This window comes from Caulobacter hibisci (genome assembly GCF_016135805.1).
GTDB classification, from domain to species: domain Bacteria; phylum Pseudomonadota; class Alphaproteobacteria; order Caulobacterales; family Caulobacteraceae; genus Caulobacter; species Caulobacter hibisci.
The window spans coordinates 1-26,368 of the sequence record NZ_JADWOX010000018.1 but is presented as its reverse complement, the minus strand read 5'-3'; the positions used below and the strand labels follow the sequence as shown (position 1 = coordinate 26,368).

General features: G+C 68.7%; 15 protein-coding genes and 1 pseudogene. 8 read left to right on the top strand and 8 right to left on the bottom strand.

Features of this window, described 5'->3' with window-relative positions; genetic code table 11:
* Positions 1–89: 89 nt before the first annotated feature.
* The 3 genes from I4Q42_RS20480 to I4Q42_RS20470 are packed head-to-tail and all read right to left on the bottom strand — an operon-like array spanning position 90 to position 3,727.
* Positions 90–1,565: a NosD domain-containing protein gene (locus I4Q42_RS20480; protein WP_198577946.1), complete on the bottom strand. Its 1,476-nt coding sequence runs from the start codon at positions 1,563–1,565 to the stop codon at positions 90–92.
* Positions 1,566–1,595: 30 nt separating this feature from the next.
* On the bottom strand, positions 1,596–2,951 hold the full coding sequence (locus I4Q42_RS20475) for an MFS transporter (RefSeq protein ID WP_198577945.1): 1,356 nt from the start codon (positions 2,949–2,951) through the stop codon (positions 1,596–1,598).
* 11 nt (positions 2,952–2,962) lie between these two features.
* Positions 2,963–3,727: an IclR family transcriptional regulator domain-containing protein gene (locus I4Q42_RS20470; protein WP_198577944.1), complete on the bottom strand. Its 765-nt coding sequence runs from the start codon at positions 3,725–3,727 to the stop codon at positions 2,963–2,965.
* A 281-nt stretch (positions 3,728–4,008) separates the two neighbouring features.
* On the opposite strand from I4Q42_RS20470, the gene I4Q42_RS20465 reads away from it, so the two are divergent.
* The 3 genes and pseudogenes from I4Q42_RS20465 (at position 4,009) to I4Q42_RS20455 (ending at position 9,148) form a co-directional block, all read left to right on the top strand.
* On the top strand, positions 4,009–7,164 hold the full coding sequence (locus tag I4Q42_RS20465) for a PAS domain S-box protein (RefSeq protein WP_198577943.1): 3,156 nt from the start codon (positions 4,009–4,011) through the stop codon (positions 7,162–7,164).
* A gap of 86 nt (positions 7,165–7,250) precedes the next feature.
* Positions 7,251–7,703, top strand: a complete 453-nt coding sequence (locus tag I4Q42_RS20460; protein WP_232793320.1) for a DUF6491 family protein — start codon at positions 7,251–7,253, stop codon at positions 7,701–7,703.
* A gap of 111 nt (positions 7,704–7,814) precedes the next feature.
* A pseudogene (locus I4Q42_RS20455) lies at positions 7,815–9,148 on the top strand (dicarboxylate/amino acid:cation symporter).
* 887 nt (positions 9,149–10,035) lie between these two features.
* Here I4Q42_RS20455 and I4Q42_RS20450 read toward each other — a convergent pair.
* The 4 genes from I4Q42_RS20450 to I4Q42_RS20435 all read right to left on the bottom strand — a co-directional run bounded on the left by I4Q42_RS20450 (position 10,036) and on the right by I4Q42_RS20435 (position 19,301).
* On the bottom strand, positions 10,036–12,111 hold the full coding sequence (locus I4Q42_RS20450; RefSeq protein WP_198577942.1) for an alpha/beta hydrolase family protein: 2,076 nt from the start codon (positions 12,109–12,111) through the stop codon (positions 10,036–10,038).
* 272 nt (positions 12,112–12,383) lie between these two features.
* The gene (gene galA, locus I4Q42_RS20445) at positions 12,384–14,915 is read right to left on the bottom strand and encodes a beta-galactosidase GalA (RefSeq protein ID WP_198577941.1); all 2,532 of its coding nucleotides are present in this window, start codon (positions 14,913–14,915) and stop codon (positions 12,384–12,386) included.
* A gap of 161 nt (positions 14,916–15,076) precedes the next feature.
* Positions 15,077–17,728: a TonB-dependent receptor gene (locus I4Q42_RS20440; protein WP_198577940.1), complete on the bottom strand. Its 2,652-nt coding sequence runs from the start codon at positions 17,726–17,728 to the stop codon at positions 15,077–15,079.
* Between the two features lie 205 nt (positions 17,729–17,933).
* Positions 17,934–19,301: a glycoside hydrolase family 53 protein gene (locus I4Q42_RS20435; protein ID WP_198577939.1), complete on the bottom strand. Its 1,368-nt coding sequence runs from the start codon at positions 19,299–19,301 to the stop codon at positions 17,934–17,936.
* Between the two features lie 350 nt (positions 19,302–19,651).
* Here I4Q42_RS20435 and I4Q42_RS20430 point away from each other — a divergent pair, with 350 nt between their 5' ends.
* The 4 genes from I4Q42_RS20430 to I4Q42_RS20415 all read left to right on the top strand — a co-directional run bounded on the left by I4Q42_RS20430 (position 19,652) and on the right by I4Q42_RS20415 (position 24,345).
* A complete protein-coding gene (locus I4Q42_RS20430; protein ID WP_198577938.1) occupies positions 19,652–20,221 on the top strand; it encodes a GbsR/MarR family transcriptional regulator in 570 nt (189 codons plus the stop codon).
* 82 nt (positions 20,222–20,303) lie between these two features.
* Entirely contained in the window at positions 20,304–20,996 is a 693-nt protein-coding gene (locus I4Q42_RS20425) for a DUF4166 domain-containing protein (protein ID WP_198577937.1), read from the top strand.
* Complete coding sequence (locus I4Q42_RS20420) at positions 20,993–22,489, top strand: TIGR01777 family oxidoreductase (protein WP_198577936.1); 1,497 nt, start codon at positions 20,993–20,995, stop codon at positions 22,487–22,489. Before I4Q42_RS20425 ends, I4Q42_RS20420 begins: the two co-directional genes overlap by 4 nt.
* Before the next feature lie 185 nt (positions 22,490–22,674).
* A complete protein-coding gene (locus tag I4Q42_RS20415; RefSeq protein WP_198577935.1) occupies positions 22,675–24,345 on the top strand; it encodes an MFS transporter in 1,671 nt (556 codons plus the stop codon).
* Positions 24,346–24,396: 51 nt separating this feature from the next.
* Here the strand turns inward: I4Q42_RS20415 and I4Q42_RS20410 are convergent, their stop codons facing one another.
* Positions 24,397–25,797 carry a short-chain fatty acyl-CoA regulator family protein gene (locus I4Q42_RS20410; RefSeq protein ID WP_198577934.1) on the bottom strand — a complete coding sequence of 467 codons (1,401 nt, stop codon included), beginning with the start codon at positions 25,795–25,797 and terminating at the stop codon, positions 24,397–24,399.
* 127 nt (positions 25,798–25,924) lie between these two features.
* Between I4Q42_RS20410 and I4Q42_RS20405 the strand changes: the two genes are divergently transcribed.
* A partial coding sequence (locus I4Q42_RS20405; protein WP_332873122.1) for a carboxyl transferase domain-containing protein occupies positions 25,925–26,368 on the top strand: 444 nt, incomplete at its 3' end.

Here is a 26,368-nt window from a genome sequence, read left to right as displayed (position 1 = left end):
GAACCTCCTTCGCGGTCCGGCAGGATCCGCGTCTCTGAAGTCGATGGGGGGACCGGGCTCCGCACGGGGGGCAAGCGGAGCCCGGTCGTTCAGCGCGCCAGGGGGGATGGCGCGCTGAAGCTGGAGGTGGCGCCGCCGACCGAGGTGGCGGTCGCCGTCAGGGACTGGCCGGACAGGTCCTTAGGCAGCGGGATCGAGAACCGCGCCTCCCCGTCCGCATTGGCCGCGACCACCTGGTCGGCGATGAAGTTTTCGCCTTGGTTGGCGTCTGCCGAGCGGTTGGCGAACAGCTCGACGGTGACGATCTGGCCGGGCGCGGCCTTGACCGAACCTTCGACGCTATCGGCTTTGACGCCTTCGATCACCGGCGCCGCCTGGCCGCCGTTGGGCAGGCCCTGGCAGGGCTGCGCCTCGGGGCAGATGCGGGCCATCCTGCTGGTGTCGGTCGAGACGCCGTAGCCGCGCTTGCCCACGAAGCTGGCGTGCTCCAGGCCCGGCAGGCCCAGCACGATGCCGCCCTTGACCAGCTTGGGATCGCAGCTGCCGCCGGCCGAGCAGCGGCTGATCGGGGCGGCGTTGGCGAAGATGCGGTTGCGGCTGATGCGGTTGGCGGTCGCGCCGGCCTCGGAACGCACGGCCACGCCCACGGCGTTGCCGTTGATGACATTGCCGTCGACGATGTTGCCGTCGCCGGTCAGGCTGATCCCGAAGCCGTTGGCCCGGAAGACGTTGGCGCCGAGATAGTTGCGGCTGCCCCAGTTGATCTGCAGGCCGTCGGTGTAGTTCTGGAAGAGGTTGCGCACGACGGTGTTGTCGTTGCCGCGCAGGATCTCGATGCCTTGCGAGGGCTCCAGATTGTCCTCGCCGGCGTCGAAGACGTTGTCGGCCACCAGGTTAAAGGCCGCGCCGCGGGTCAGCTCCAGCCCGTCGCCGTTCTCGTAGAAGACGTTGCGCAGCACCTTGTTGTTGATCGTCGTCGTGGCGGTCGAACCGCCCTGCCCGTCGTCGCCGCTGAACATCACGCCCGCCCCGCCGATGTTCCGCACGAAGCGGTTGTCGTGGAAGACCGAGTTGCTGGTCCGCAGCACCAGCACGCCGATGCAGAAGTTGCGCACCTCAAGGCCAGTCAGCTCGACCTCGCGAGTGTCGATCAAGGCCAGGCCCGGCTTGGTGGTGGTGCGGATATTGGTGCCGTACTCGGCCGGGTTGGCCCCGGGGCAGTCCTTGAGGTCGCGCTTGACGTAGCCTGAGCCGTCGATGACGGCGTAGCGGCCGTCGGCCTTCCAGGCCGTCCCTTCGATCTTCACCGGCCCCTTGATCGGCGGCAGCGGCGAGTCGATGCGCAGCTCGATAGCGCCCGGCCCGGTCGGGACGATCTCGATGCGATAGCGGCCGGGGGCGGCGTTGCTGGTTTCCAGCGCCCAGCGCAGCGAACCCGGCTGGCCGTCGTCGGCGCTGCGGTCGACCTTCAGCACCTCGCGGGCGTCGGGCGTGACGGCGGTCTGGGCCAGGGCGCTCGCCGGCAGGATTGCGGCGACGGCGGCGAGCAGGAGGAGCTTTCGCATGGCGTCTTCCTTGTGTTTCTGCGTCAGGCCTTAGGCGGCCAGGGCGCGCGGGGCGTGCCGGCGGATGGCCGCCAGGCTGACGAGGGTGAAGGTCATGGTCAGGGCGATGGCGCCAAAATAGGCCGCGCCCCCGGTCGAGACGACCGCTGCTCCCACAAAGGAGCTGACGATCGCGCCCAGCCGTCCGACCGCGGCGGTGGCGCCGACGCCGGTGGCCCGCACTGAAGCCGGATAGACCTGGGCGGCCAGGGCGTAGAGCGTGGTCTGCACCCCGTTGATGAAGGCGCCGGCGACAAACAGCTCGGCCATCAGCCGGGTCACGCCGTGACCCGCGTCCAGCGGGGTCATGGCCAGCAGGCCGCAGGAGATCACCGCCCCGGCCGCCATGGCCAGCATCGACACCCGCGAGCCGTAGCGCAGGATCGCCCAGGCTCCAGCCACCGCGCCCAGCACGCCGCCGAGGTTGAAGGCCGCCAGGCCGTTGCTCGACACCGCCAGGTCGAAGCCAGAGGCCGACAGCATCGACGGCGCCCAGCTGAACACGACATAGGTCGACAGGATGCAGAAGAAGAACGCGCCCCACAGGGCCACGGTGTCGAGGCGGAAAGCCTTGTCGAACAGCTGGCCGAACGAAACCCGCGCGACCTTCACGCCGTCGGCCTCGCCATGATCGCTGAAGCCGGCGCCGCCGTGGGCGTGACCCATGCGGGCCATGACCTTGTCCAGCTCGCCAGCGCGGACCGGACGGCCGGCCAGGAAGCGCGGCGACTCCGGCAGCCAGACCGCCAGCACGCCTGTCAGGATTATGGGCGCTATGCCGCCCATGATGAACAGCGCCCGCCAGCCCAGGCTCGGCAGGGTGTGGGCCGCGACCAAACCGCCGACCAGGCCGCCCAGCGGGATGCAGACGATGCCCAGGGTCACCGCCAGGCTGCGGCGGCGGGTCGGGCTGAACTCGGCGATCAGGGTGGTGGCGTTGGGCATGGCCGCGCCCAGGCCAAAGCCCGAGATGGTTCGCAGCACGCCCAGCCAGACGAGGTTCGGCGCGAAGGCCGAGGCCAGGGTCGAGACCCCGAACAGGGCGACAGCCGCGATCAGCGCCGTGCGGCGTCCGGCCCGGTCGCCGAGCATGCCGCCCAGGGCCGTGCCCAGGCTCATGCCCAGGAAGCCGATGGCGAAGATCGGAGCGAAGTCCTGCCGAGTGACGCCCCACTCCTTGACGATGGCCGGAATGGCGAAGCCCAGCACCTGGTTGTCGAAGCCGTCGAGGATCACCGCCAGGGCGGTCATGAACAGCACCAGCTTCTGGTAACCGCCCCACGGGCCGTGATCGAGCAGCGGGCCGATCTCGACGGGCCTGGAGGCCGTCTGCGAGGATTGGGACATGTCGGCGTTCCTCAAACGATCGAGACGATCTTGCCGGCCGCTTCGCGCAGCACGGGCAGGACGGTGTCGATCAGTTGCTGGGGCGTGGTGCGGCTGGCGTGGCTGGAGACGTTGATCGCCGCCGTCACCCGGCCGGCGCGGTCGCGCAGCGGCACGGCGATCGACAGCAGGCCGATCTCCAGTTCCTGGTCGGTCAGCGACCAGCCCTGCTGGGCCGTGCGCTTGAGGATGGCCCGCAACTCCTCGGGGTCGGTGACGGTGTTGGGCGTCAGTTTCTCGAAGGTGCGGCCGTCGAGCGCGCGATCCAGCTCGGCCGCCGGCAGGTGGGCCAGCAGCATGCGGCCCATCGAGGTGTGGAAGGCCGGCAGGCGGCTGCCAACGCGCAGGCCCACGGTCATGATCCGGCTGGCGGCGACCCGGGCGACATAGACGATCTCGTCGCCGTCCAGGACGCTGGCCGAGCACGACTCGCCGATGCGGCGGGTGACGTCGGTCAGCACGGTCTGGGCCGACTCCCACATGCCCAGGGTCGACAGATAGGCAAAGCCCAGGTCCAGCACCCGCGGCGCCAGGCCGAAGACCTTGCCGTCGGAAAAGGCGTAACCCTCCTCGACCAGGGTCAGCAGAAAGCGGCGGGCGGCGGCGCGGGTCAGGCCGGTGCGCTCGGCCACCTGGCTCAGCGTCATCCGCGAGTGATCGGCGTCGAAGGCCCGGATCACGTCGAGGCCGCGGGCGAACGCCTGCACGTAGTCCTTGCTGGGGGTCGAAGCCGTCACGTTTCACACCCTTTTTGTCATCTTTGTCAGAGAATTCCCAAATTGTGCGCAATGCGAACATTTGTGCGAAATCTCGATGTGACGGATTGAAAGCGCAAAACGGCGCCGGCCGCAAGCAGGGAGTCTTCCCCAGCGGAAACTTCCAGATCCGTCAAAAACGCTGATCCCAGGCTGCGCCTGGCGTCGCCGCTTCAATCGGTCGCAGCGGCAAAAGCGGTTCGTTCAGAAGATATGAAATGCAAAAGGCGACTCTGCTCGCCTTCCGATAGCGATGTTCCGCGATGCTCGAACAAGACCGATTGGCGGCCCTGGCCTCCTACCGAATCCTGGATACGGCTCCCGAGCCGTCCTTCGACCAACTGACCGCCTTCGCCGCGGACCTGTTCGGCGCGCCTATCGCCCTCATCTCGCTGGTCGACGAGCACCGCCAGTGGTTCAAGTCGCGCCACGGCCTGGACGGAGAGTCCACGCCGCGCGAACTGGCCTTCTGCGACCACGCCCTGCGGCTGGAGCCGCACTCGGTGATGGTGGTCGAGGACGCCACCCAGGACCCGCGCTTCGCCGCCAATCCCTTCGTCACCGGCGAGCCGGACGTGCGCTTCTACGCCGGCGCCCTGCTCAGCGACCGCGACGGCGCCAATCTGGGCACGCTGTGCGTCATCGACAGTAGTCCCCGCCCGCGCCCCACCGATGACGAACTCGACCGTCTGCGCATCCTCGCCGACGCCGTCGTGTCGCGCATGGAGAAGAGCCGCGCCGAGCGCCAGGCCGCCGACCAGCGCCGCGTCCTGGCCATGACCGAGACCATCTCGGGCGTCGGCCACTGGCGCTGCGATCTCGTCAATCACACCATCAGCTGGTCGGACGAGGTCTATCGGATCTACGGCCGCGATCCGGGGTCCTTCGTCCCGACCTTCGACAACTGGCTGGAGATGTACCATCCCGACGACCGGGCCGCCGCCCAGGCGCGGGCCAGGCAGGTGGTCGTCGATCGAACGGTGGTCGAGCACGAACTGCGGCTGCTGCGCGCCGACGGCGTGGTCCGCCAGGGCCACTCGCGCGCCACCTGCGAACTGGACGAGACCGGCCGGGTGGTCGCCGTCTTCGGCGTGCTGCGCGACATCACCGAGGAACGCGCCCTGCGGCGCAAGCTCGAGGCCAGCGAGGCCCGGGCCCGGCGGATCATCGCCGACGCCTATCAGGCCATCGTCGGCATGGACGGCGGCGGGGTCGTCACCGACTGGAACCGCTTCGCCGAGACCACCTTCGGCTGGCGCGCCGAGGAGGCCATCGGCCGCCCCCTGGCCGAGCTGATCATTCCCGAGCACCTGCGCGCGGCCCATGAAAACGGCCTCAAGCGCTTCCTTGCCACCGGCGAGGGCGTGGTGCTGGACCAGCGGATCGAAGTGCCGGCCGTGCGTCGCGACGGCGAGACCTTCCCGATCGAACTGGCGATCAGCGCCGCCCCCGGCGTCGACGGCTGGCAGTTCACCGCCCTGATGCACGACATCAGCGCCCGCCGCGCCCAGAGCGAGGAGTTCGAGACCGCCTTCCACCACGCCTCGGTGGGCATGGCCCTGGTCACCCTCGACGGCGGCTTCAACAAGATCAACGCCGCCTTCTGCGGCATCGTCGGCTACGACGAGGCCGAGATGCTGGCGACCGACTTCCAGACCATCACCTACCCGGCCGATCTCGATAAGGACCTGTCGCTGCTGGGCCGGCTGATCGACGGCGAGATCGCCAGCTACGCCATGGACAAGCGCTATCTCCACAAGGAGGGGCGCATTGTCTGGGTGCATCTGTCGGTGTCGCTGGTGCGCGCGCCGGACGGCTCGCCCAAGCACTTCATCGCCCAGGTGCAGGACCAGACGGCCCGCATCGAGGCCCAGGAGGCCCTGGAGCGCCAGACGCTGGAACTGGCCGCCATGGCCACCCAGCTGGCCTCGGCCCGCGACGCCGCAGAGGCCGCCAACCACGCCAAGGCCGAGTTCCTGGCCAATATGAGCCACGAGCTGCGCACGCCGTTGAACGGGGTGATCGGCTTCTCGCGCCTGCTGGCCGAAAGCCCTGCCCTGGCCACCGAGGACCGCCGCCGCGCCGAGCGGGTGCGCGGGGCCGGCGAGGCCCTCAACGCCCTGATCAACGACATCCTCGACTTCTCCAAGCTCGAGGCCCGCGCCGTGACGCTGGAGAGCGATCCGTTCTCGCTGAAGGACCTGGTCGTCGAGACCACGGCCATGGTCGAGACCCAGGCCGGCGAGCACCAGGTCGACCTCAGCCTCGTCGGCGACCTGGAAGGCTGGTACGTCGGCGACCGCCACCGCCTGCGCCAGGTGCTCCTGAACCTGCTGTCCAACGCCGTGAAGTTCACCCGCCAGGGCACGGTCACCACCCGCGCCGAACTGCTGGGCGGCGAAGGCGGCCGCGCCCGTCTGCGGATCAGCATCGAGGACGAGGGCGTCGGCATCGCGCCGGACAAGCTGGACCGCCTGTTCAAGCGCTTCTCCCAGACCGACAGCTCGGTCACCCGCACCTTCGGCGGCACGGGGCTGGGCCTGGCCATCTCGCGCGAGCTGGTCGAGCTGATGGGCGGCCGGATCTGGGTCGAGAGCACGGTTGGCGAGGGCTCGACCTTCGCCTTCGAAATCACCCTGCCCCTGGTCGGCGCCCAGGCCGCCGTTCCGATCGAGGCCACCGCTCGCCTGGCCTTCCCCGGCCGCCGCATCCTGCTGGTCGACGACGTCGAGCTGAACCGCGAGCTGTTCCGCGAACTGCTGGAGCGTCGCGGCTGCAAGGTCGCGACCGCCGCCGATGGGGTCGAGGCGCTGAAGGCCCTCGAAGCCGTCGCCTTCGACCTGGTGCTGATGGACGTGCACATGCCGCTGATGGACGGCCTGACGGCGACGCGCGAACTGCGCCGCCGCGACTTGACCTCGGCGCCCGTGCTGGCCCTGACCGCCAGCGGCGCGCCGCAGCAGATCGCCGCCTGCCTGGAGGCCGGCATGGTCGGCCACCTGCTCAAGCCGCTCAGCGAGCGCGACCTAGACCAGGCCCTGGCCCTGCACCTGACCAGCGCCGGATTCGTCGCCGGACGCTCGGCCCAGGACGCCGACGAGGCCGCGACCCGCAAGGCCCTGGCTGCGACGATGGGCGCGGCCCGCACCGCCCGTCTGGCCGACATGCTGCGCCAGCAGCTGGACGCCCGCTTCCTCGACGAGGATCCCGAGGTCCTGCGCGAGGACGCCCACCGCCTGGCCGGCTCGGCCGGCATTCTCGGCTTCATGCAGCTCAGCCACATGGCCGCGGAACTGGAAACCGCCTGCGTCGAAGACCTGCCGCTGGACGAACCGCTGGCCCGCGTGCGGGCCGGCGTTCGCCGCGCCCGGGCCGACCTCGACGCCTGGATCGAGGACCTGTCGCGGCAAGCGGCATGATGGATCAAAATCGGCCGTAAAATCGCAATGCGTCGGCGAAGTTGCAGGTCTATGGTGCGGGCCTGTTCCTTCAGGAGAGCCTCGTCATGCGCCGCTCCGTCACCGTCCTCGGCACCCTGGTCCTGACCGCGGCCCTCGCCGCCCCGGCCTTCGCCCAGAGCCCCGATCCGGCCCCCGCTCCGGCTGAAGCCGCCAAGGCCAAGCCGGCCGCGGCCAAGTCCGGCAAGCGCGACGGCTGCTTCTTCGCCGACAACATCCGCGGCTACCAGGTCGTCGACGACAAGACCCTGAACGTCGAGATCAGCCGCAAGGAAGTCTACGAACTGAAGCTGTTCTACTCTTCGTTCGAGCTCGACACCGCCCTGCGCATCGGCATCAAGTCGCGCGGCGGCTCCTGGATCTGCTCGCCGCTCGACGCCGAGGTGATCGTGCCCGAAACGATCCGCCACTCCTATCCGGTCCAGTCGATCCGCCGGCTGACGCCCGAAGAGGTGGAAAAGGCCTATCCGCCGCTGAAGAAGAAGCAGCCGAAGTCGTAAGGCTCCGAAGAGGCCAGCCTCGAAAGCACTTGCCGGAGCGCGCGCCGGCGGGACATCAATGGTCCGCCGCACGGCGTCGGGGGTCGGCGACGACGGCCCCGGAGACGAGCCATGCTTCCCGCCGCCGCCGCCACGCCGACACGCCACGGCCCCTGGTACACGCACCTCTATGTGCAGGTGCTGGTCGCCATCGTCGCCGGCGCCCTGATCGGCCACTTCTGGCCCGGCTTCGGCGAAGCCCTCAAGCCCCTGGGCGACGGCTTCATCAAGCTGGTGAAGATGGTCATCGCCCCGGTGATCTTCCTCACCGTCGTCACTGGCATCGCCGGCATGCGCGACCTGGGGCGCTTTGGCCGCGTGGCGCTGAAGGCCTTCGCCTACTTCCTGACCTTCTCGACCCTGGCCCTGATCGTCGGCCTGATCATCGCCAACCTGGTGCATCCGGGCGCGGGCATGAACGTCGATCCGGCCAGCCTGCACAACGCCAAGGTCGCCGACTACGCCGCCAAGGCCCATGAGACGACCATCGTCGGCTTCCTGATGAACATCATCCCGGCCACGGTGGCCGGGGCGTTCGCCGACGGCGACATCCTGCAGGTGCTGTTCTTCTCGGTGATGTTCGGCATCGCGCTGGCCCTGGTCGGCGATCGCGGCCAGCCGGTGATCGACCTGCTGGAAGCCGTCGCCCACGCCTTCTTCAAGCTGGTCGCCATCCTGAGAAGGCCGCCCCGATCGGCGCCTTCGGGGCCTTCGCCTTCACCATCGGCAAGTACGGCATCGGCTCGGTGATCAACCTGGCCGCCCTGGTCGGGACCTTCTACGCCACCTCGCTGATCTTCGTGCTCGGGGTGCTGGGCGTCGTGGCCCGCCTGAACGGCTTCTCGATCCTCAAGCTGATCCGCTACCTGAAGGGCGAGCTGCTGCTGGTGCTGGGCACCAGTTCGTCGGAATCGGCCCTGCCCAGCCTGATCGAGAAGCTGGAGCGCGCCGGCTGCGCCAAGCCGGTCGTCGGCCTGGTCGTACCGCTCGGCTATTCGTTCAATCTCGACGGCACCAACATCTACATGACCCTGGCGGCGCTGTTCATCGCCCAGGCCACCGGCGTGCACCTGTCGCTGGAAGAGCAGATCCTGCTGCTCAGCGTGGCCATGCTGTCGTCCAAGGGCGCGGCTGGCGTCACCGGCGCGGGCTTCATCACCCTGGCGGCCACCCTGTCGGTGGTGCCCAGCGTGCCTGTGGCCGGCATGGCCCTGATCCTCGGCGTCGACCGCTTCATGAGCGAGTGCCGGGCCCTGACCAACTTCATCGGCAACGCCGTGGCCACCATCGTCGTCGCCCGCTGGGACAAGGCGCTCGACAAGGACGCCCTGGACCTGGCGCTGGCGGGCGGCGAGCCGGCGGCGGTGATCACGACCAGCGATCCGGCGTTGCAGGACGCGGACTAGAATTCCTTCTCCCCCTTGCGGGAGAAGGTGGCGGCCGAAGGCCGTCGGATGAGGGGTCGCGCTGACATTCGACGCCCTTCAAGCTGATCCGCCGCACGCGACTTTGAGGTCTGAGAGACCCTCACCCGACCTGCTTCGCAGGCCACCCTCTCCCGCAAGGGGAGAGGGCATGGGTTTGCGGCCTCCCGTGAAAACTCACGAAAGCTGGTGGGAAGGCGCGGAGCGGCCGGGCGGAGCCCGGAGACCGTGATGGGTTTTAGCGTTTCGGCTTCGTCAGACCGCTCCGCCGCATCGTTGGCTCGAAGGACCGGGGGCGTAGGCGCTATTTCAGCCATTGGCCCGGCTAGCCCTCGGACGGGCAGGATCGACAGCCCCGCGGTAATCCGGCGCGGCCTCGGCTGATCCTGTTGAACCGGTTTGAACGTTCCCGGCCTGTCGACCCGCTTGTCGCGTCACGGAACGGCTGACGGCCCAATCACGCCTTCTGAGCGATCCTGCAAACCCGCCCTTCCCGCAACGCAACCAGCGGCCCCGCTCGATGCGATCACAGCCGCAACTTGGGCCGGTACCAAGAGCCCTCCCCATGGCTGGGATGACTGCGAGTATGCGGGTGGTTTTGGCGCGTCTGATAAGTTCGGGTGAGAAAGTTATAGAGCGCTGTTTTGGCTAGACTCTTTTTCGAGTTCGCCGGGGATGGAGGGCGCTCTATCCCCTTCCGCCTTCCTTGTTTCCTTCTCCCAGAGGGAGAAGGTGGCGCGAAGCGCCGGATGAGGGGTTAGGGACTGAAGACGGCGTGCCGGCACGCCGGTTGGCGGCGTAACCCCTCACCCTCCCACGCTTCGCGCGGGCCCCTCCCTCTCCCTTTGGGAGAGGGTCTTGGCGCCAACTTATTTCGGCGGCGCTTTGAACTTCTCGAACCAGGCCAGGATGGCCGAGGCCTTGGCGGCCGATTGCGAGGGGCGGCTGGCGATGCCGCCGTGGCTGGCGCCGGGGACCTTCACGAGGGCCGTGGGCACGCCGCGCAGCTGGAGGGCCTGGTAGTACTGCTCGGCCTCGCCGACCGGGGTGCGCAAGTCCTGGTCGCCGACCACGACCAGGGTCGGGGTCTTCACATTGCCCACCAGCGACAGCGGCGAGCGGGCCCAATAGCCCTGTGGGTCCTCCCACGGCATCTTGCCGAACCAGTAGGAAGCCATGAAGTTGTAGGCGTCGGTGGTCAGGACCTGGCTGGTCCAGTTGATCACCGGCTTCTGGGTGGCGGCCGCGGCGAAGCGGTTGGTCTTGCCGACGATCCAGGCCGTCAGCGCCCCGCCGCCCGAGCCGCCGGTGACGTAGAGCCGCTCGCTGTCGATGAAGCCCTTGGCCACGGCCGCGTCGACCGCGCTCATCAGGTCGTCATAGTCGTGGCTGGGATAGTTGCGGTCGATCTCGTTGGCGAAGGCCTCGCCGTAGGAGGTGGAGCCGCGCGGGTTCGAATAGACCACCACATAGCCGGCGGCGGCGTAGAGCTGGTAGTCGGTCGAGAAGCCGGGGCCGTAGGCCGAGAACGGCCCGCCATGGATCTCGAGGATCAGCGGGTACTTCTTGGCCGGATCGAAGTTCGGCGGAGTGACGATCCAGGCGTCGATGGCCTTGCCATCATAGGACGACTTCACCGGCAGGGCCTCGACCTTGCCCAAGGTCTTGGTTCCCAGCAGGTCGGCGTTCAGGGCGGTCAGGCGACGGGCCTCGCCCCCCTTCTTGACCACGGCGATGTCGGAGGGGCGGCTGGTCGCGCCTTGCGTGAAGGCCACCGTGCCGTCGCGCGCGACGCTGAAGGACCCGCCGCTGTAGGGACGGTCGAGGCCGGCGCCGTTCAGGCCGGTGACGACCGTCTCGACCTCGCCCGACATCAGGCCCACCCGCGCCACGCGGGCGACGCCGTGGTCGTCATAGGTCACGTAGAGGCTGCGGCCGTCGGCCGACCAGACGGGCGCGTCCACCGAGCGGTCGAGACTTCCGGTCAGGACCCGGCTGCCGCCGCCGTCGATGTCCATCACATAGAGGCGCTGGTTCTCGTAGCCGCGGCGACGGGTGTCGTCATAGCCGAGATAGGCCACCTGGCGGCCGTCGGGCGAGACCACGGGATTGGCGTCGGGGCCGACGCGGCTGGTCAGGGCCTTCAGGGCGCCGTCGGCCAGGGTCAGGCGCCAGATCTCGGCCTCGGCCGGATTGCGCTCCCAGCCCTCGGCGCGGTTGGCCGAGAACAGCAGGTAGCGGCCGTCCTTGGTGAAGGACAGCGGCCCCCGGTCGTCGAACTTGCCGAAGGTCAGCTGGCGCGGCGCCCCGCCCTCGGCCGAGACGGTGTAGATCTTCGAGAAGCCGGGCTTCAGCGCGCCCTCGCCGTCGCCGCGGAAGGTGATGCGGGTCTCGACGGTCAGGGCCGGCGCCCACTTGGCGTTCTCCGGCTTGCCCTCGGGGGCCGAACCCAGCCTCGCGCCCTCGTCGGCGGTCAGCATGGTGAAGGCCAGGGTCTTGCCGTCGGGCGACCAGGTCAGGTCGCTGGGGGCCTCCTCCAGGGTGGCGAGGCGCGCCGTGCGGCCGGTGGCGACCCACTGGACGTAGAGCTGGGCGCCGGCGTCGGGGGTGACCTGCACATAGGCCAGGCGCTGGCCGTCGGGCGACCAGCGCGGCGACATCGCAGATCCGGGACCGGAGACCAGCGGCGTCTGCGATCCGGTCTTGGCGTCGACCAGCCAGATGGAGCGCACGGCCCGGTCGACCATGATGTCGTTGGTGGCCCGCACATAGGCGATCAGGTCGCCGTCGGGGCGGATCTGCGGGTCGGCGGCGACCTCCAGCCCGAACAGGTCACGGCCGGTGAACAGCGCCTGGGGCGTCTCGCGCACCGCCGCGCCGGCCATCGGCCCCGCCGCCGTCAGGGCCAGCAGCGAGGCGAGCAGCAATTGGGTCGAGCGGCGCATGGGCGATCCTGGCGAGGCGGACGAAAGAAGGGGTGGATACTGCCGCGCTCGCGGTCAGCGTCCACCCCTATTTCCGTGGCTCGGGGCGGGATCTTGGGGGGCCGCAAGGCTCGACCCTGCCCACTATTCCGAGCATCCCCGCGAAGGCGGGGATCCAAGCCGAGGCTGCGGATGACCCACAGCCCCGCCTCGCCTGGAAAGTCAGCTTGGATCCCCGCCTTCGCGGGGATCTATCGGTTGAGGGGTAGGCTCAGCGGCCTTCCCTTAACGCCCTACCCCGCCTTCAGCGCCAGCGAGGCCGGCTTCAGGCCCGGGGCCGAGGCCAGGACCCGCACCTCGCCAGCCTGGCCGCGCTTGGTGCGAACAATGGCCTGGGCCAGGCCGTTGAACAGCTTGCGCGAGCTGGCGACGTCGCTTTCGTGGCTGGTCGGGTTGCCGTTGCCAACGCCGATCACCTCGCCAGGGCCGGTCACCGCGAAGGTGACCAGATCCTCGGCCTTGGCGACGGGGCGGCCCTTGGCGTCGACCACCTCGACCTTGAGAATGCCGACGTCCTGGCCATCGGCGGCGAGCCCGGAGCGGTCGGTGGTCAGCCGCAGGGCGGCGGCGGGACCGGCGGTTTCGCGGCGCTGGCGCAGGATGACCTTGCCGTCCTTGTAGCCGTGAGCCTCGATGACGCCCGGCGCGTAGGGCACCGACCATTCGACGTGGTGGTTGGCCTTCACCTCGCGAATGCCCTGGCTCTTGCCGTTCAGGAACAGCTCGACCTTGTCGCAGTTGCTGTGCGCCCAGACCGCGACCGGCTGGCCTTCCTGGCCCTCCCAGTTCCAGTGCGGGAACAGGTGCAGCAGCGGCTCGGCCCGCCACCAGGCGCGGTAGTAGTAATAGTTGTCCTTCGGGAAGCCGCAGGTGTCGAGCGCGCCGAAGTGCGAGCTGATGCTGGGCCAGCGGTTGAAGGGCGTCGGCTCGCCGCGATAGTCGAAGCCGGTCCAGATGAAGCCGCCGCCCATCCACGGACGGTCGGCCGCATGGCTCCACCACTTCTCGGCCGTGGTCGCCCACCAGGGGTGATCGGTGTCGTAGGCCGGGACGTAGGACTTGGCCTCGCTGCGCAGATATTCGCCGCGCGTGGTGACCGTGCTGCCGCTTTCGCTGCCGATGATCGGCAGGTTCGGGAAGCGGGCGTGGAAGTCGTCCATCTTCTCATGGCGGTAGTTGAAGCCGATGACGTCGAGCTCGGCGGTGATGCCGTCGCCGAAGCCCGAGTCCATCGCCGCCGTGACGCCGCGGGTCGGGTCGAGGCGGTTGACCAGGCGCTTCATCGTCCTGGCGACCTTGGCGCCGCGGGCCGTGCCCTGCTGGGGCTCCTCGTTGCCGATCGACCACAGGATGATGGACGGGTGGTTGCGGTCGCGGCGGATCAGCCGCTCCATCTCGTCCAGCGAGGTCGGGTCGCTCGACATCCGCCGGGTCTCGGCGATGAACAGCACGCCCAGGCGGTCGCAGGCGTCCATCAGTTCGGGCGTCGAGGGGTTATGCGAGGCGCGATAGGCGTTGCAGCCCATCGACTGCAACTGCTCGATCCGCCAGACCTGCAGGGCGTCGGGGATGGCCGCACCGACGCCGGCGTGGTCCTGGTGGTTGCAGGTCCCCTGCAGCTTGACGTGCTTGTCGTTGAGGAACAGGCCCTTGGCCGGGTCGAAGCGCACCGAGCGCACGCCGAACGGGGTGGCGAAGCGGTCGACCACCGCGCCGGCGACCTTCACCTCGGTGACCAGGGTGTAGAGGTGCGGGTTTTCCAGCGACCACAGCACTGGCTTGTCGAGCGTGACGGTCTGCGACAGCGACTGGCGCTGCCAGGCCGGCAGGCGGCCGGCGGCAGGCGCCACGGCCAGGGCCGGCTTGCCCGCACCGTCGAGCACGGTGTGAACCAGCTCGAACTCGGCCGGCGCCTCGCCGTCGTTGGCCAGATCGGTGTCGATGGTCAGCGCGCCATCGACCTTGGCTTTGACGAACACGCCCCACTGGGGCACGTGCACCGGGGCGGTCTTGACCAGCCAGACGTGACGATAGATGCCGGCGCCCTCGTAGAACCAGCCCTCGCCCAGGCTGGCGTCGACGCGGACGGTGATCAGGTTGTCGCCGCCGAGATTGGCGATGTCGGTGATGTCGACGCGGAAGCTGGCATAGCCGCTATCCTCGCTCTCGAGGATGTAGCCGTTCACGATCACCACCGCGTCGCGCATCACGCCGTCGAACTCGATCGACAGGCGCTTGCCCGCGTCGCTAGCCGGCAGGGCGAAGCTCTTGCGGTACCAGCCGACGCTGGTGTCGGGGAATTCGCGGCCCAGCGCCTTGTAGCCGTGGGCGGCGCGCAGGTCCTCGTCATCGGGCTTGCCGCTGGGCACGTAGGCGGGGTTGTTGACGAACGGCAGGGTGACGGCCCAGTCGTGGGGCAGCGTCACCGGGGTCCAGGCGCTGTCGTCGAAGCCCTTCTGGGCGGCGGCGGCCACCCACCAGTTGGGCGCATCGGCGCCGGCCTTGGCGTAGGTTCGCTGGTTGGCCCCGAAGCCGAAGTCGCGGGCCGGATCCTGGGCGTGGCCGAGGTGGAACTTCCAGTCGAAGTCCAGGCTCGTGCGCTCGCGCGGGCCAAGGTCGACGACCACCGGGGCAGGCCTGGCGGGCGCGGCCGGCTTGCCGGGCTTGCCCGACTTGGGGGGAGCGGCGTGGCTGGAAGACGCGGCGGCGAAGGCGGCGACGCCGGCCGTGGCGGCCAGGGCTTGCCGGCGGCTGAACTCGACCATCGGGGGACCTCTCAAAGCAAAAAGAAAGAGAGGAAGCCTGCGAGGCTTCCTCCCCTCACAAAGGATCGTCGGGGAGGAATGACGTCCTGGATAGTCCCCCCTCGCTGGCGCAAGGGGGGACTGCATAGCGGTCCCCTCGCCGAAGCGAGGGGATGGGTGGATTAGAACTTCAGGGTCACGTCCACCAGGTAGCGACGGCCGTAGCTGTCGTAGCGGCCGATCCGGTTGGGATCGTTGTCGCGATACATGCGCAGTTCCTGGTTGGTCAGGTTGTTGACCTGGAAGCGCACGCCGACCTTCTCGTTGACCTGGTAGGACGAGCTGAAGTCCAGCGTCTTCTCGGTGTCGAGGGTCTGCAGGTCCGAGCCGCTCCAACCGTAGATCACGGTCATCGGCGAGTGGTACTTCCAGCCCAGGCGCGCTTCGAGCGGACCGTTGGCGTACCACAGGTCGATCGTCGCGGTGTTCTTGGCCAGGCCCGTCAGGCTGAGCGGGTTGTTGACCGGCGAGAATTCCTTCAGGTCGGAGTCGACATAGGCGTAGTTCGAATAGATGCCGAACTTGCTGAGCGGACCCGGCAGGAAGAAGAACGGCGTCTGGAAGGTGAACTCGACGCCCTGGATGTAGCCGCTGCCGCCGTTGGTCGGGCTGGAGACCGCGTAGGTCTGGCCGCCGTAGGTCACAGCGCTCTGCTTCCAGCCGATATAGGAGTCCACGGCCTTGTAGTAGTACGAGATCGCCGCCAGGGCTTCCGGACGGAAGTAGTATTCGACCGAGGCGTCCAGCTGGACGGCTTCGAACGGCTTCAGGTTCGGGTTGCCGGCGCTGCCGGTCCACGGCGCCCAGTTGGCGAGCGTGCGGCTGGCGCGCAGTTCGTCGAGCGGCGGGCGGGCGATGACCCGCGACAGGCCCAGGCGGACGATACGGCCTTCCTGGAAGTCGAACTTCAGGTTCGCGCTGGGCAGGACGTCGGTGTAGTCGTTGTCGACGGTCACCGCCGTGTAGGCGTTGTTCGTCTGCTGCTGCATGCCGTCGCTGCTGGTCTCGGTGTGGACCACGCGCACGCCGGCGTTACCCGTCAGCCACGAGCCGCCGAACGCTTCGGCGGCGAAGTTCAGCTTGCCGTAGCCTTCGTAGACCTTCTCGTTGACGCTCCAGCGCTCGGCCAGCTCCTCGGTGGCGTTGGCCACGTTGAAGGCGTTCGCGCCGTAGGCGATGGCGGCGATCTTGTCGATGTCGCCGGTCAGCAGGGCCGGCGTGTTGGCGCCGTCGCTGAGCTTGTAGGCGGTCAGCAGGCTGGCCGGAACCGTCGCGCCGGTGGCGGTCGGGGCGAAGCTGTAGCTGTTGTGGTCCTTGGTCCGGTCGGAGATCCGGGCCCCGAACTGCACGCTCTTGAACAGGCCCGGACCGAAGTCGTGGGTGAAGTCCAGAGTGGCCGCCTTCAGCTCGTCCTTCAGGTGCTCGGGACCGTCGTAGGAACCGGCCAGGTCGGCGTATTGCGTCAGGCCCAGGCTGTCCTGGCTGGTGCTGATGGTCGGGGTGCGACCGTCACGCCAGTCGAAGCTGGTCCAGGTCGGGTACGACTCGAAGCGCACGGCCTTCCAGGTGTTCTCGCGCTCGGCCTTCGAATAGGAGACGTCGCCCGCGATGGTCCAGGTGTCGCCGGTCCACTTGCCGTTCAGGCCGCCGGCGAACAGGTCCTTGTCCTCGGTGTACTTGGCCAGGACCGTCTGCACCGAGCTGTAAGGCAGGGTGGCGGCGACGACGGTGTTGTTGATGATCGTGTAGGACGCGCCGGTCGCGTTGTAGACGCCGTCGTTCCAGCCGATGTTGTTCGTGCCGGTGTTCCAGTTGCCCCAGTTGTTGGCGCCCCACACCGTCTGGTCCTGGACCTCGGTGATCTTGATCTTCGAATAGAGGGCGTCGCCCTTCAGTTCGAAGTTGTCGGTGGGCTTCCATTGCAGGCCGCCCGAAACGCCGGTGCGCTTCTGGTCGATGCGGCTGACCGACATCTGGGCGCCCCACGGGGTGGCGTCCAGGTCGCCGTCGTGATCGACGTCGCTGCTGTAGTCGCTGGCGCCGGCCGGCGGACGGGCGGCGGAGTCGTTGTAGCCCCAGCCCGTGAACGAGCCATAGCCGTTCTTCTGCTGCTGGGTGGTCAGGCCGAACACCACGGCCAGGTCGTCGTTGATCTTGTGCACGAACGAGCCGCTCGCGCGGTAGCCGGTCGTGTCGTAGTTCGGGATGTCCTTGCCGCCGTCATAGAAGACCGGACCGGCGCGCAGCACGAGCGAGGGACCCTTGTAGTCCAGCGGATCGAGCGTCGAGATGTTGATGGTGGCCGCGACGCCGCCGGCGATCAGGTCGGCCGACTGCGACTTGTAGACCTGCACGCCCGAGACGACTTCCGAGGGATAGATTTCCCAGCGGACGTTGCGGTCGGGCTCGGACGAGGCGACTTCGCGGTTGTTGATGGTGCCCAGCACGAGGCGGGCGCCGAGGCCGCGGACCACCGCCTGGCTGTCGTTGCCGCGGTCGCGGGTGGCGTTGACGCCCGGCAGGCGCGCGATCGACTCGGCGATCGTCACGTCGGGCAGCACGCCGATGTCCTTGGCCGAGATCGCCTCGACCACCTTGTCGGAACCCTGCTTGACGTCGAGGGCGTCGCGCAGGCTCTTGCGCACGCCGGTGACGACGACTTCCTCGACCTGGGTTTCGGTGGACGGCGCGGCGTCCTGCGCCCAGGCGGCGGAGGAAACGGCGAGCAGGCTCAGACCGCTGGCGGCGGCGAGCAGCATGGATTGTCGGGTCATCAAGTTCCCCCAATTGAAACGCGACGCCTTCTGCGGGCGTGGCTGTTTTCTGGTTTTGTGGATTGGGCCGGCGCCAAGATCGCCGGATCAGTGGGGCGCGACGGTCCGCGCCGATAGTGACCGCGCCTCTTTGGGCGCTGACGCGCCGGTTCTGCCGATCGACGCGTCAGTGCTATTTATCATACCAATCACATATGACAAGCGGTCACGGTTGAGCCGGCAAACGCAGGACGCTCGGCTTGCTGGCGATGGTCGCGGTAACAGCCGAAGCCGAGGCCACGGCCTCCGCGGTCGGGGCCGTCGCCACGGTCACCGAGGCCCCCGGCATCAGGCGGGTGCGATAAACGAAGTCGGCCCCGTCGCGAACCATCGGGCGCGGCCCGACGCCGCCCAGGAAGTCGCCGTCGATGAAGGCCGCGGCCTTGTCGCCCGCCGCCACCTTGAAGGTCGTCTCGACCGGGAAGGCGTAGGACGTCGACAGCCACTTCATGCCCTGCGTCGGCTGGCCCTTGAAGTCGAACAGGGTCGAGTTCTCCCAGTTCGAGCCCGTGCCCCAGCGGGTCTTGCACTTGGTCGAGACCCAGGCCGGCTCCCAGTAGAAGACGCCCGTGCCGCCATTGGCGAAAACCAGTTGAGTGAGGTCGGTCAGGTACTTCTTCTGGCCTTCCTGCGTCGCCGGATAGCCGGGGATCAGCGAATCCTCGCCAAGCAGGTTGGGCGAGCTGTCGGCGCCTTCGGTGGTGAAGGGATAGGACGTCTCGACCACCACCACGTCGGCCGCATAGGTGTGGCGCAGGTGGTTGATGGTCGCCCCCAGCTGGGCCATCGAGCGCTTGGACCACTTGCTGTAGTAGCTGATGCCGATCATGTCGAAGTCGGTGACCCCGGCCTTGGCGGCGGCGGCGAACCAGTCTTCGACCGTGTCGGGCTGGGCGATGTGCAGCATCACCCGCGGCTTCTTCGACCCCGCCGCGCCGGCGTCGCGCACGGCCTTGATGCCGGCGTTGAACAGCACGGCGTTGCGGTCCCAGTTGATCGGGTCCTTGGCCTTGGCCAGGCTGGAGACGATCTCGCCGTTGGTCTCGTTGCCCACCTGCACCAGGTCGGGCATCAGGCCCTGGGCGTCCAACTTGCGCAGGGTGTCGTAGGTGAAGGCGTACAGCGCCTTGGCCTGGTCGGGCGTCGACAGCTTCTCCCAGGCCTTGGGCGCCAGCTGCTTCTCGCCATCGGCCCAGTCGTCGGAATAGTGGAAGTCGAGCAGCACCTGCAGGCCCGCAGCCTTGGCGCGCTTGATGCTGCGGACCACGTCCTCGGGGCTGGAGTACTTGGTCCACTTGGGGTCGTTCCACAGCCGGATACGGGCGATGTTGGCGCCGGCCTGCTTGAAGTAGGCGTACTGCTCGACCTTCTGGTCGCCCGAGCGATAGACCGCGCCGCAGTCGTCCATCTCGTTGGCGTAGGAGATGTCCACGCCCAGATAGGTCTTCGGCGGCAGGGGCTCGGCGGCCAGGGCGCTGGTCGAGGCGAGCAGCCCGGCGATCAGGCCAAGGCCCAGCTTCTTAAGTCCCGACATGGCGTTGGCTCCCGTTCGATCTTGTTGGCCGCGGATATAGGCGACCAGATTTGCGGGCGGAATATCTTCGTATTGATATTACAAATCAAGCCTCAGGCACGCTCGGCCATCTTTCATCACGAGGTGCCTTCCTCCCCTCTCGTCATCCCGGGCGTAGGGCCGCAAGGCGGACCGTAGACCCGGGACCCAGGGGACCGGGTGCAGCGGATCGATCAAGCGCCCCGGCGCCTGCCGACACAATGCGGCGGCCCCTAGGTCCCGGCTCTCCGCTTCGCTTCGGCCAGGATGACGAAGAAAGGATGCGCGGATCCTCCCTTGACTCCCAAACCGCTCAAACTGATATTTCTGTCATGACAGAAACAGCCGACACGACCAGGAAACTCCCCGCCGCCGTCGAGCAGTTCGTCCTGCGTTGGGGCGACATGGGCGGCCAATGGGGAGTCAACCGGTCGGTGGCCCAGATCCATGCCCTGCTCTATCTGGCAGAGAAGCCGCTGACCGCCGAGGACATCGCCGAGACCCTGGGCCTGGCGCGCTCCAACGTCTCCAACAGCATCAAGGAGCTGATCGGCTGGAAGCTGATCCGCCGCGTGCCGGTGCTGGGCGATCGCCGCGACCACTACGAGGCCGAAGCCGACCTGTGGCTGATGCTCACCCGCATCGCCGAGGGCCGCAAGGAACGCGAGATCGACCCGATGGTCGAGGCCCTGACCCACGTCCTGGCCGCCGCCGAGGGCGACCCGACCCTGGGCAAGGTGGCCAAGACCCGCCTGCGCGAGATGCATGGCTTCGTCAGCACCATCGACGGCTGGTACGGCCAGATGCTGACCGTGCCGCCCGCCACCCTGATGGCCCTGATCAAGATGGGGACCAAGGTCGTGGGCCTGCTGGGCCTGGGCCGCAAGCCGCCGCCCTCGTGAGGGCGCGGCGCTGGGAGTAGCCAAAAAATTTGCTCTATAATTTCTGTTTCTACAGAAATAACTGAGAATACGGGGAAGTCAGATGATCGCCCGAAGCGTTCGCCCTCGAACCGCCCGACCTGGGGCGCCGCCGACCGACACCCTGCACGACCTGCGCTTCGCCGCCCTGCTCGGCGCCGAGGCCTGGGCGGGCCTCCCGCCGGCGGTGCGCGAGCGCTTCAGCAAGCGCCTCGCCCCCGGCCTGGCCGTCACCTATGCCGGCGAGATCGTCGAGAGCCGCCGCAACCTCGCCGGCTGGATCCTGGGCCAGCTGTGCCGCCTGATCGGCGCGCCCTTGCCCCTGGGCGACGACCTGGGCGTGGCGGCCGTCGTCACCGTCACCGAAGACGCCTGCGCCGGCGGCCAGTTCTGGACGCGGATGTACGGCCGCGCCCACGGCTTCCCGCAGGTGATCCACAGCAGCAAGCGGTTCGCCGGCCCCACGGGGCTGGAGGAATATCTCGGCGGCGGCTTCGGCATCGCCCTGAGCGTCAGCGCCGACGAGCGCGCCCTGCGCTTCCACAGCCATCACTACTTCCTCGCCGCTGGACCGCTGCGCTGGCGGCTGCCGGCCTGGCTGGCCCCCGGCGACCTGACCATCAGCCACGTGGACCGTTCCGACGGACGCTTCGACTTCGTCCTCGCCCTGCATCACCCGCTGCTGGGCGAGGTGATGCGCCAGGTCGGCGTGTTCCGCGAACGCGCCGCCGACCCTCATCTGGAGATCATCCAATGAACGACCTGATCTGGACCCTGGTCTTCGTGCAGGTGGCCATGGGCGGCTTCGACACGCTCTACCACCATGAACTGACCCAGCGCCTGGCGTGGAAGCCGTCGCAGAAGGGCGAGTTGGTGCTGCACGGCGTGCGCAACCTGGCCTATGCCTTGATGTTCACGGCCCTGGGCTGGACCCGGCCGGAAGGCGGTTGGGCGCTCGCGCTCCTCGCCCTGATGGCCGGCGAGCTGATCATCACCCTGTGGGACTTCGTCGAGGAGGACCGCACCCGCAAGCTGCCGGCCAGCGAGCGGGTGCTTCACACCCTGCTGACCCTGAACTACGGCGTGGTGCTGGCCCTGGTCGCGCCCCTGCTGCTGGCCTGGGCCCGGCGGCCAGCGGACGTCGCGCCCGCCTATTACGGGATCTGGAGCATCCTCTGCGCCATCGCCGCCGTCGGCGTCGTGGTCTCCGGCCTGCGCGACCTGGCCGCCGCCCGGCGCGCCCAGCGGATCGCCGTCGACGATCCCACGCCCCTAGTCGCTGCCCTGCCCCCGCGCCGTGCGGTGCTGGTCACCGGCGGCACCGGCCTGATCGGCGCGCGCCTGGTCGCGGCCCTGGTCGGCGCCGGCCACGAGGTGACGGTGCTGACCCGCAGCCGCGCCAGCGCCGCCGCCCTGCCCGCGCCGATCCGCATCGTCACCGACCTGGCCCAGATCGCCGACGACACGCGGCTGGACGCCATCGTCAACCTGGCCGGCGAGCCGATCGCCGACGGCCTGTGGACGATCGCCAAGCGCCGCCGCATCGTCCGCTCGCGGGTGCGGACCACGCAAGCCGTGGTCGCCCTGATCGCCCGGCTTGAACACAAGCCCCAGGTTCTGGTCAGCGGCTCGGCCATCGGCTGGTACGGCCTGCGCGGCGACGAGCCCCTGACCGAGGCCGATGACGGGACGCCCTGCTTCTCCCGCTTCATCTGCCAGCTGTGGGAAAAGGCCGCCCGTCGCGCCGAGACCCACGGCGTGCGCGTCGTGCGGCTGCGCATCGGCCTGGTTCTGTCCACCGAGGGCGGCATGCTGTCTCGGATGCTGACCCCGTTCGAGTTCGGCCTGGGCGGGCCGTTCGGCGCGGGTCGCCACTGGATGAGCTGGATCCACCTGGACGACGTGGTGCGGATGATCGCCCACGCCATCGCCACGCCGCAGTGGACCGGCGCGGTCAACGCTGTCGCGCCCCGGCCGGTGACCAACCGCACCTTCGCGGCCGCCCTCGGCCGCGCGCTGGGCCGCCCCGCCCTGCTGCCGGCGCCTGCCTGGCCGCTGCGGGCGGCGCTGGGCCCCTTCGCCGACGAGCTGCTGCTCAGCGGCCAGAGGGTGCTGCCGGCCGCGGCGCGGGACGCCGGCTTCCGCTTCGCCCATCCGATGCTGGACGAGGCGCTCGGCGCCCTCGTCGGTCGCCGGAGCCGCCCGCGCGGCCAAGCCTTGCTCGCCAGGGAGACGCCCGCAAAGGCCTGATTCCAACATCCGGGACGGCAAGCGCTGCAAGACTTGCTACCGGTAACCCGTCAAGTCGGAAAATCACCGTTCGAAGCCCGACGTTCCTCGAAAGTTCCCCTTCCGCAGCGGCGCCGCACCCTGCCATATCTCACTCAACCACAACGCCGCGCATAGACGCGGCGACCTAGGAGGAGATGAGGGATATGGCTGACGGCGTTGCGACGTCTGGCGCGAAAGACGGAAAGGTCGTGGAGCGCAAGGACGCCCTGGTCATCGGCGCGGCGTCGGTGGGCACGGTCTTCGAGTGGTACGACTTCTACCTGTACGGCTCGCTGGCGACCTACATTACCCACCACTTCTTCTCGGGCGTGAACGAGACCACGGGCTATATCTTCGCCCTGCTGGCCTTCGCGGCCGGGTTCGCGGTGCGGCCGTTCGGGGCCCTGGTGTTCGGACGGCTAGGCGACCTCTGGGGCCGCAAGAACACCTTCCTGGTCACCATGCTGCTGATGGGCCTGTCGACCTTCGTCGTCGGCCTGCTGCCCAGCTACGAACAGATCGGCGTCATCGCCCCAATCGCTCTGGTGCTGATGCGCCTGCTCCAGGGCCTGGCCCTGGGCGGCGAGTACGGCGGCGCGGCGACCTACGTGGCCGAGCACGCCCCGCACGGGCGGCGCGGCTTCTACACCAGCTTCATCCAGATCACCGCCACCTTCGGCCTGTTCCTCAGCCTGATCGTCATCCTGGCCACCCGCTCGACGGTGGGCGAAGACGCCTTCCAGGCCTTCGGCTGGCGCATTCCGTTCCTGATCTCGATCGCCCTGCTCGGCGTCTCCCTCTGGATCCGCCTGCAGCTCTCCGAAAGCCCGTCGTTCCAGAAGATGATCGACGAGGGCAAGGGCTCCAAGCAGCCGCTGAAGGACAGCTTCGCCCGCTGGGGCAACCTGAAGATCGTCATCCTGGCCCTGGTCGGCCTGACCGCCGGCCAGGCCGTGGTCTGGTACACCGGCCAGTTCTACGCCCTGTTCTTCATCGAGAAGATGCTCAAGGTCGACGGCGCCCTGGCCAACGGCCTGGTCGCCGTGGCCCTGCTGATCGGCACGCCGTTCTTCGTCATCTTCGGCTGGCTGTCGGACAGGATCGGCCGCAAGCCGATCATCCTGCTGGGCTGCGCCCTGGCGGCCCTGACCTACTTCCCGCTGTTCAAGACCCTGACCAGCGCCGCCAATCCGCAGCTGGCCGCCGCCACGGCCTCGGCCCCGGTGACCATCCTCGCCGACCCGGCCGACTGCTCGTTCCAGTTCGATCCGATCGGCAAGACGGTGTTCAACACCTCCTGCGACCTTGCCAAGTCGTACCTGGCCAAGGCCGGCGTCAGCTACACCAACCAGCCGGCCGCCGCTGGCGAGACCGCCGAGGTCCGCATCGGCGGGGCGGTCCTGCCCTCGTTCCGCGGCGAGACCCTGCCGAAAGCCGAGTTCGCCGCCGCCAAGAAGGCCTGGGAAGCCAAGCTGGCCGACGCCCTGAAGACCGCCGGCTATCCGGCCAAGGCCGACCCGGCCAAGGTCAACAAGCCGCTGGTGGTCTTCGTGCTGAGCCTGCTGGTGATCTACGTCACCATGGTCTACGGGCCGATCGCGGCCATGCTGGTCGAGATGTTCCCGACCAACATCCGCTACACCTCGATGAGCCTGCCCTACCACATCGGCAACGGCTGGTTCGGCGGCTTCCTGCCGACCACGGCCTTCGCCATGGTCGCGGCCACCGGCAACATCTATTACGGCCTCTGGTACCCGATCGTGGTGGCGGCCATCACCGCGGTGATCGGCCTGCTGTTCCTGAAGGAAACCAAGGACGTCGACATCGAGGCGTGATCGCCTTCGATGAAAGCTACGAAGGGGGCGCCGCAAGCGCCCCCTTCTTCGTTAGGGCCGCAGCGAAAACGGCACCCAGCGGCGGTCGTTCTCGAACACCTCGAAAGCCCGATCCACCGGCGGGAAGGCGCGCTGGGAGCAGTCGTCGCGCTCGCAGATCCGGCAGCTGACCCCGATCGGCGCCGAGGGCCCTTCCAGGTCCAGGCCGTCGGCATAGACCAGCTGGTCGGCGTAGCGGGCCTCGCAGCCCAGGCCGAGAGCATAGCGCCGCTCGGCCTGGCGATAGGCGCCGGACGGCTTCACCACCCCCCGCGCCAGGCAGACATAGCGCGTGGCGTCCGGCATCTGCGCCAGCTGCACCAGCCAGGCGTCCGGCCGGGCGAAGGCGTCGTGGACGTTCCACAGCGGGCAGGCCCCGCCGAAGCGGGCGAACTGCAGCCGCGTGGCGCTGTGGCGCTTGGTGATGTTGCCGGCCCGATCCAGCCGCACGAAGTAGAACGGCACGCCCCGCGCGCCCGGCCGCTGCAGCGTCGAGAGCCGGTGGAACACCTGCTCCAGGCTGGTCTGGAAACTCAGCGCCAGACGCTCGACGTCGTGCCTTGCGGCCCGCGCCGCCTCGCGGAACCGCTCATAAGGCAAGACGAGCGCCCCGGCGGCGTAGTTCAGCAGGCCCGTACGGCAGACCTTGGCGGCGCTGTCGCTGCGAAACCCCGCCGCCGCCAGCTCGGCCTCGACGATGTCGGACAGGGTCAGGGCCGCGATCTGGTAGGCCAGCTGGAAGCTGCGGGTGGCCTCTGGATGGGCCGCGCCTACCGTCACCGTTCGCGAGGCGGAGTGCCAGTGGCGCAGCAGGTCGGCCTCGCCGCTACGGGCCACCGTCACGCCCAGCCGGTCGGCCAGCCAAGCCTCCAGCGCCCGCTCGCCGCCCCCGCCGATCTCGGCCGCGAGGGCCTCGGCCGCGACGTCCAGGCTGTGGATGTAGTTGTTCTTGTAGTGGAAGAAGTCGCGGACCTCCTCGTAGGGCAGCAGCGCGCTGGCCGCCCCGCGCTCGTCGAGCGACACAGCCTCCTCAGTCGCCTTCAGCCGCTCGTCGAGCCGGCGATAGGCGCGGTGCAGGTCGAGATAGGCCTTGGCCAGGTTGGGCGTATTGGCCACCGCCGCCTTGATCTCCGACAGGCTGGGGGCTTCTCCGCCCGAAGGCGCATCAGCGCTGGCCTCGCGCAGGTCGGCGATCAGCCGCTGGTCGTCGGCGGCGTCCAGCGAGGCGGCGTCGACCTCGAACACCCGCATGACGTCGATCAGCACCCGGGCGGTGACCGGCCGCTGGTTGGCCTCGATCTGCGACAGATAGCTGGCCGACAGCCCCAGCTTCCCGGCGCAGGCCTCCAGCTTCCAGCCCTTGGCCTGGCGCAGCAGCCGCAGGCGCGGCCCGATGAACAGCTTCTCGCCCATTTCGCAACTTTGCTATTTCACAAGATGCAAGTTCGCAAGTCCTCGCCACGGCCTCAATTTCCTTGAGGATCAGTCCCGAAGCCACGCAAAACTCGTTCTTTGCGATGGTCGATCGTTCGGAGTTGTCTTGCAACACATCCTGGAAGAACTCGAGCGTCGTCGTGAGCAGGCCCGGGCCGGCGGCGGCGAACGCCGCGTGGCGGCCCAGCACGCCAAGGGCAAGCTGACGGCCCGCGAGCGGATCGACCTGTTGCTCGACGAGGACTCGTTCGAGGAGTTCGACATGTTCGTCGAGCACCGGGGGACCGAGTTCGGCATGGCCGAGCAGAAGGTGGCCGGCGACGGGGTGGTGACCGGCTGGGGCACGATCAACGGCAAGGTCGTATTCGTGTTCTCCAAGGACTTCACGGTGTTCGGCGGGTCGCTGTCGGGGGCGCACGCGGCCAAGATCGTCAAGGTCCAGCGCCAGGCGATGAAGGCCGGCGCGCCGATCATCGGCCTGTTCGACGCCGGCGGCGCGCGCATCCAGGAGGGCGTCGACAGCCTGGCCGGCTATGCCGACATCTTCCTG

Excerpts from the sequence above, each read along its gene's own strand:
- I4Q42_RS20480 (WP_198577946.1), bottom strand. The coding sequence starts at position 1,565 with ATGCGAAAGCTCCTCCTGCTCGCCGCCGTCGCCGCAATCCTGCCGGCG.
- I4Q42_RS20475 (WP_198577945.1), bottom strand. The coding sequence starts at position 2,951 with ATGTCCCAATCCTCGCAGACGGCCTCCAGGCCCGTCGAGATCGGCCCG.
- I4Q42_RS20465 (WP_198577943.1), top strand. The coding sequence starts at position 4,009 with ATGCTCGAACAAGACCGATTGGCGGCCCTGGCCTCCTACCGAATCCTG.
- I4Q42_RS20460 (WP_232793320.1), top strand. The coding sequence starts at position 7,251 with ATGCGCCGCTCCGTCACCGTCCTCGGCACCCTGGTCCTGACCGCGGCC.
- I4Q42_RS20450 (WP_198577942.1), bottom strand. The coding sequence starts at position 12,111 with ATGCGCCGCTCGACCCAATTGCTGCTCGCCTCGCTGCTGGCCCTGACG.
- galA (WP_198577941.1), bottom strand. The coding sequence starts at position 14,915 with ATGGTCGAGTTCAGCCGCCGGCAAGCCCTGGCCGCCACGGCCGGCGTC.
- I4Q42_RS20440 (WP_198577940.1), bottom strand. The coding sequence starts at position 17,728 with ATGACCCGACAATCCATGCTGCTCGCCGCCGCCAGCGGTCTGAGCCTG.
- I4Q42_RS20435 (WP_198577939.1), bottom strand. The coding sequence starts at position 19,301 with ATGTCGGGACTTAAGAAGCTGGGCCTTGGCCTGATCGCCGGGCTGCTC.
- I4Q42_RS20430 (WP_198577938.1), top strand. The coding sequence starts at position 19,652 with ATGACAGAAACAGCCGACACGACCAGGAAACTCCCCGCCGCCGTCGAG.
- I4Q42_RS20425 (WP_198577937.1), top strand. The coding sequence starts at position 20,304 with ATGATCGCCCGAAGCGTTCGCCCTCGAACCGCCCGACCTGGGGCGCCG.
- I4Q42_RS20420 (WP_198577936.1), top strand. The coding sequence starts at position 20,993 with ATGAACGACCTGATCTGGACCCTGGTCTTCGTGCAGGTGGCCATGGGC.
- I4Q42_RS20415 (WP_198577935.1), top strand. The coding sequence starts at position 22,675 with ATGGCTGACGGCGTTGCGACGTCTGGCGCGAAAGACGGAAAGGTCGTG.
- I4Q42_RS20410 (WP_198577934.1), bottom strand. The coding sequence starts at position 25,797 with ATGGGCGAGAAGCTGTTCATCGGGCCGCGCCTGCGGCTGCTGCGCCAG.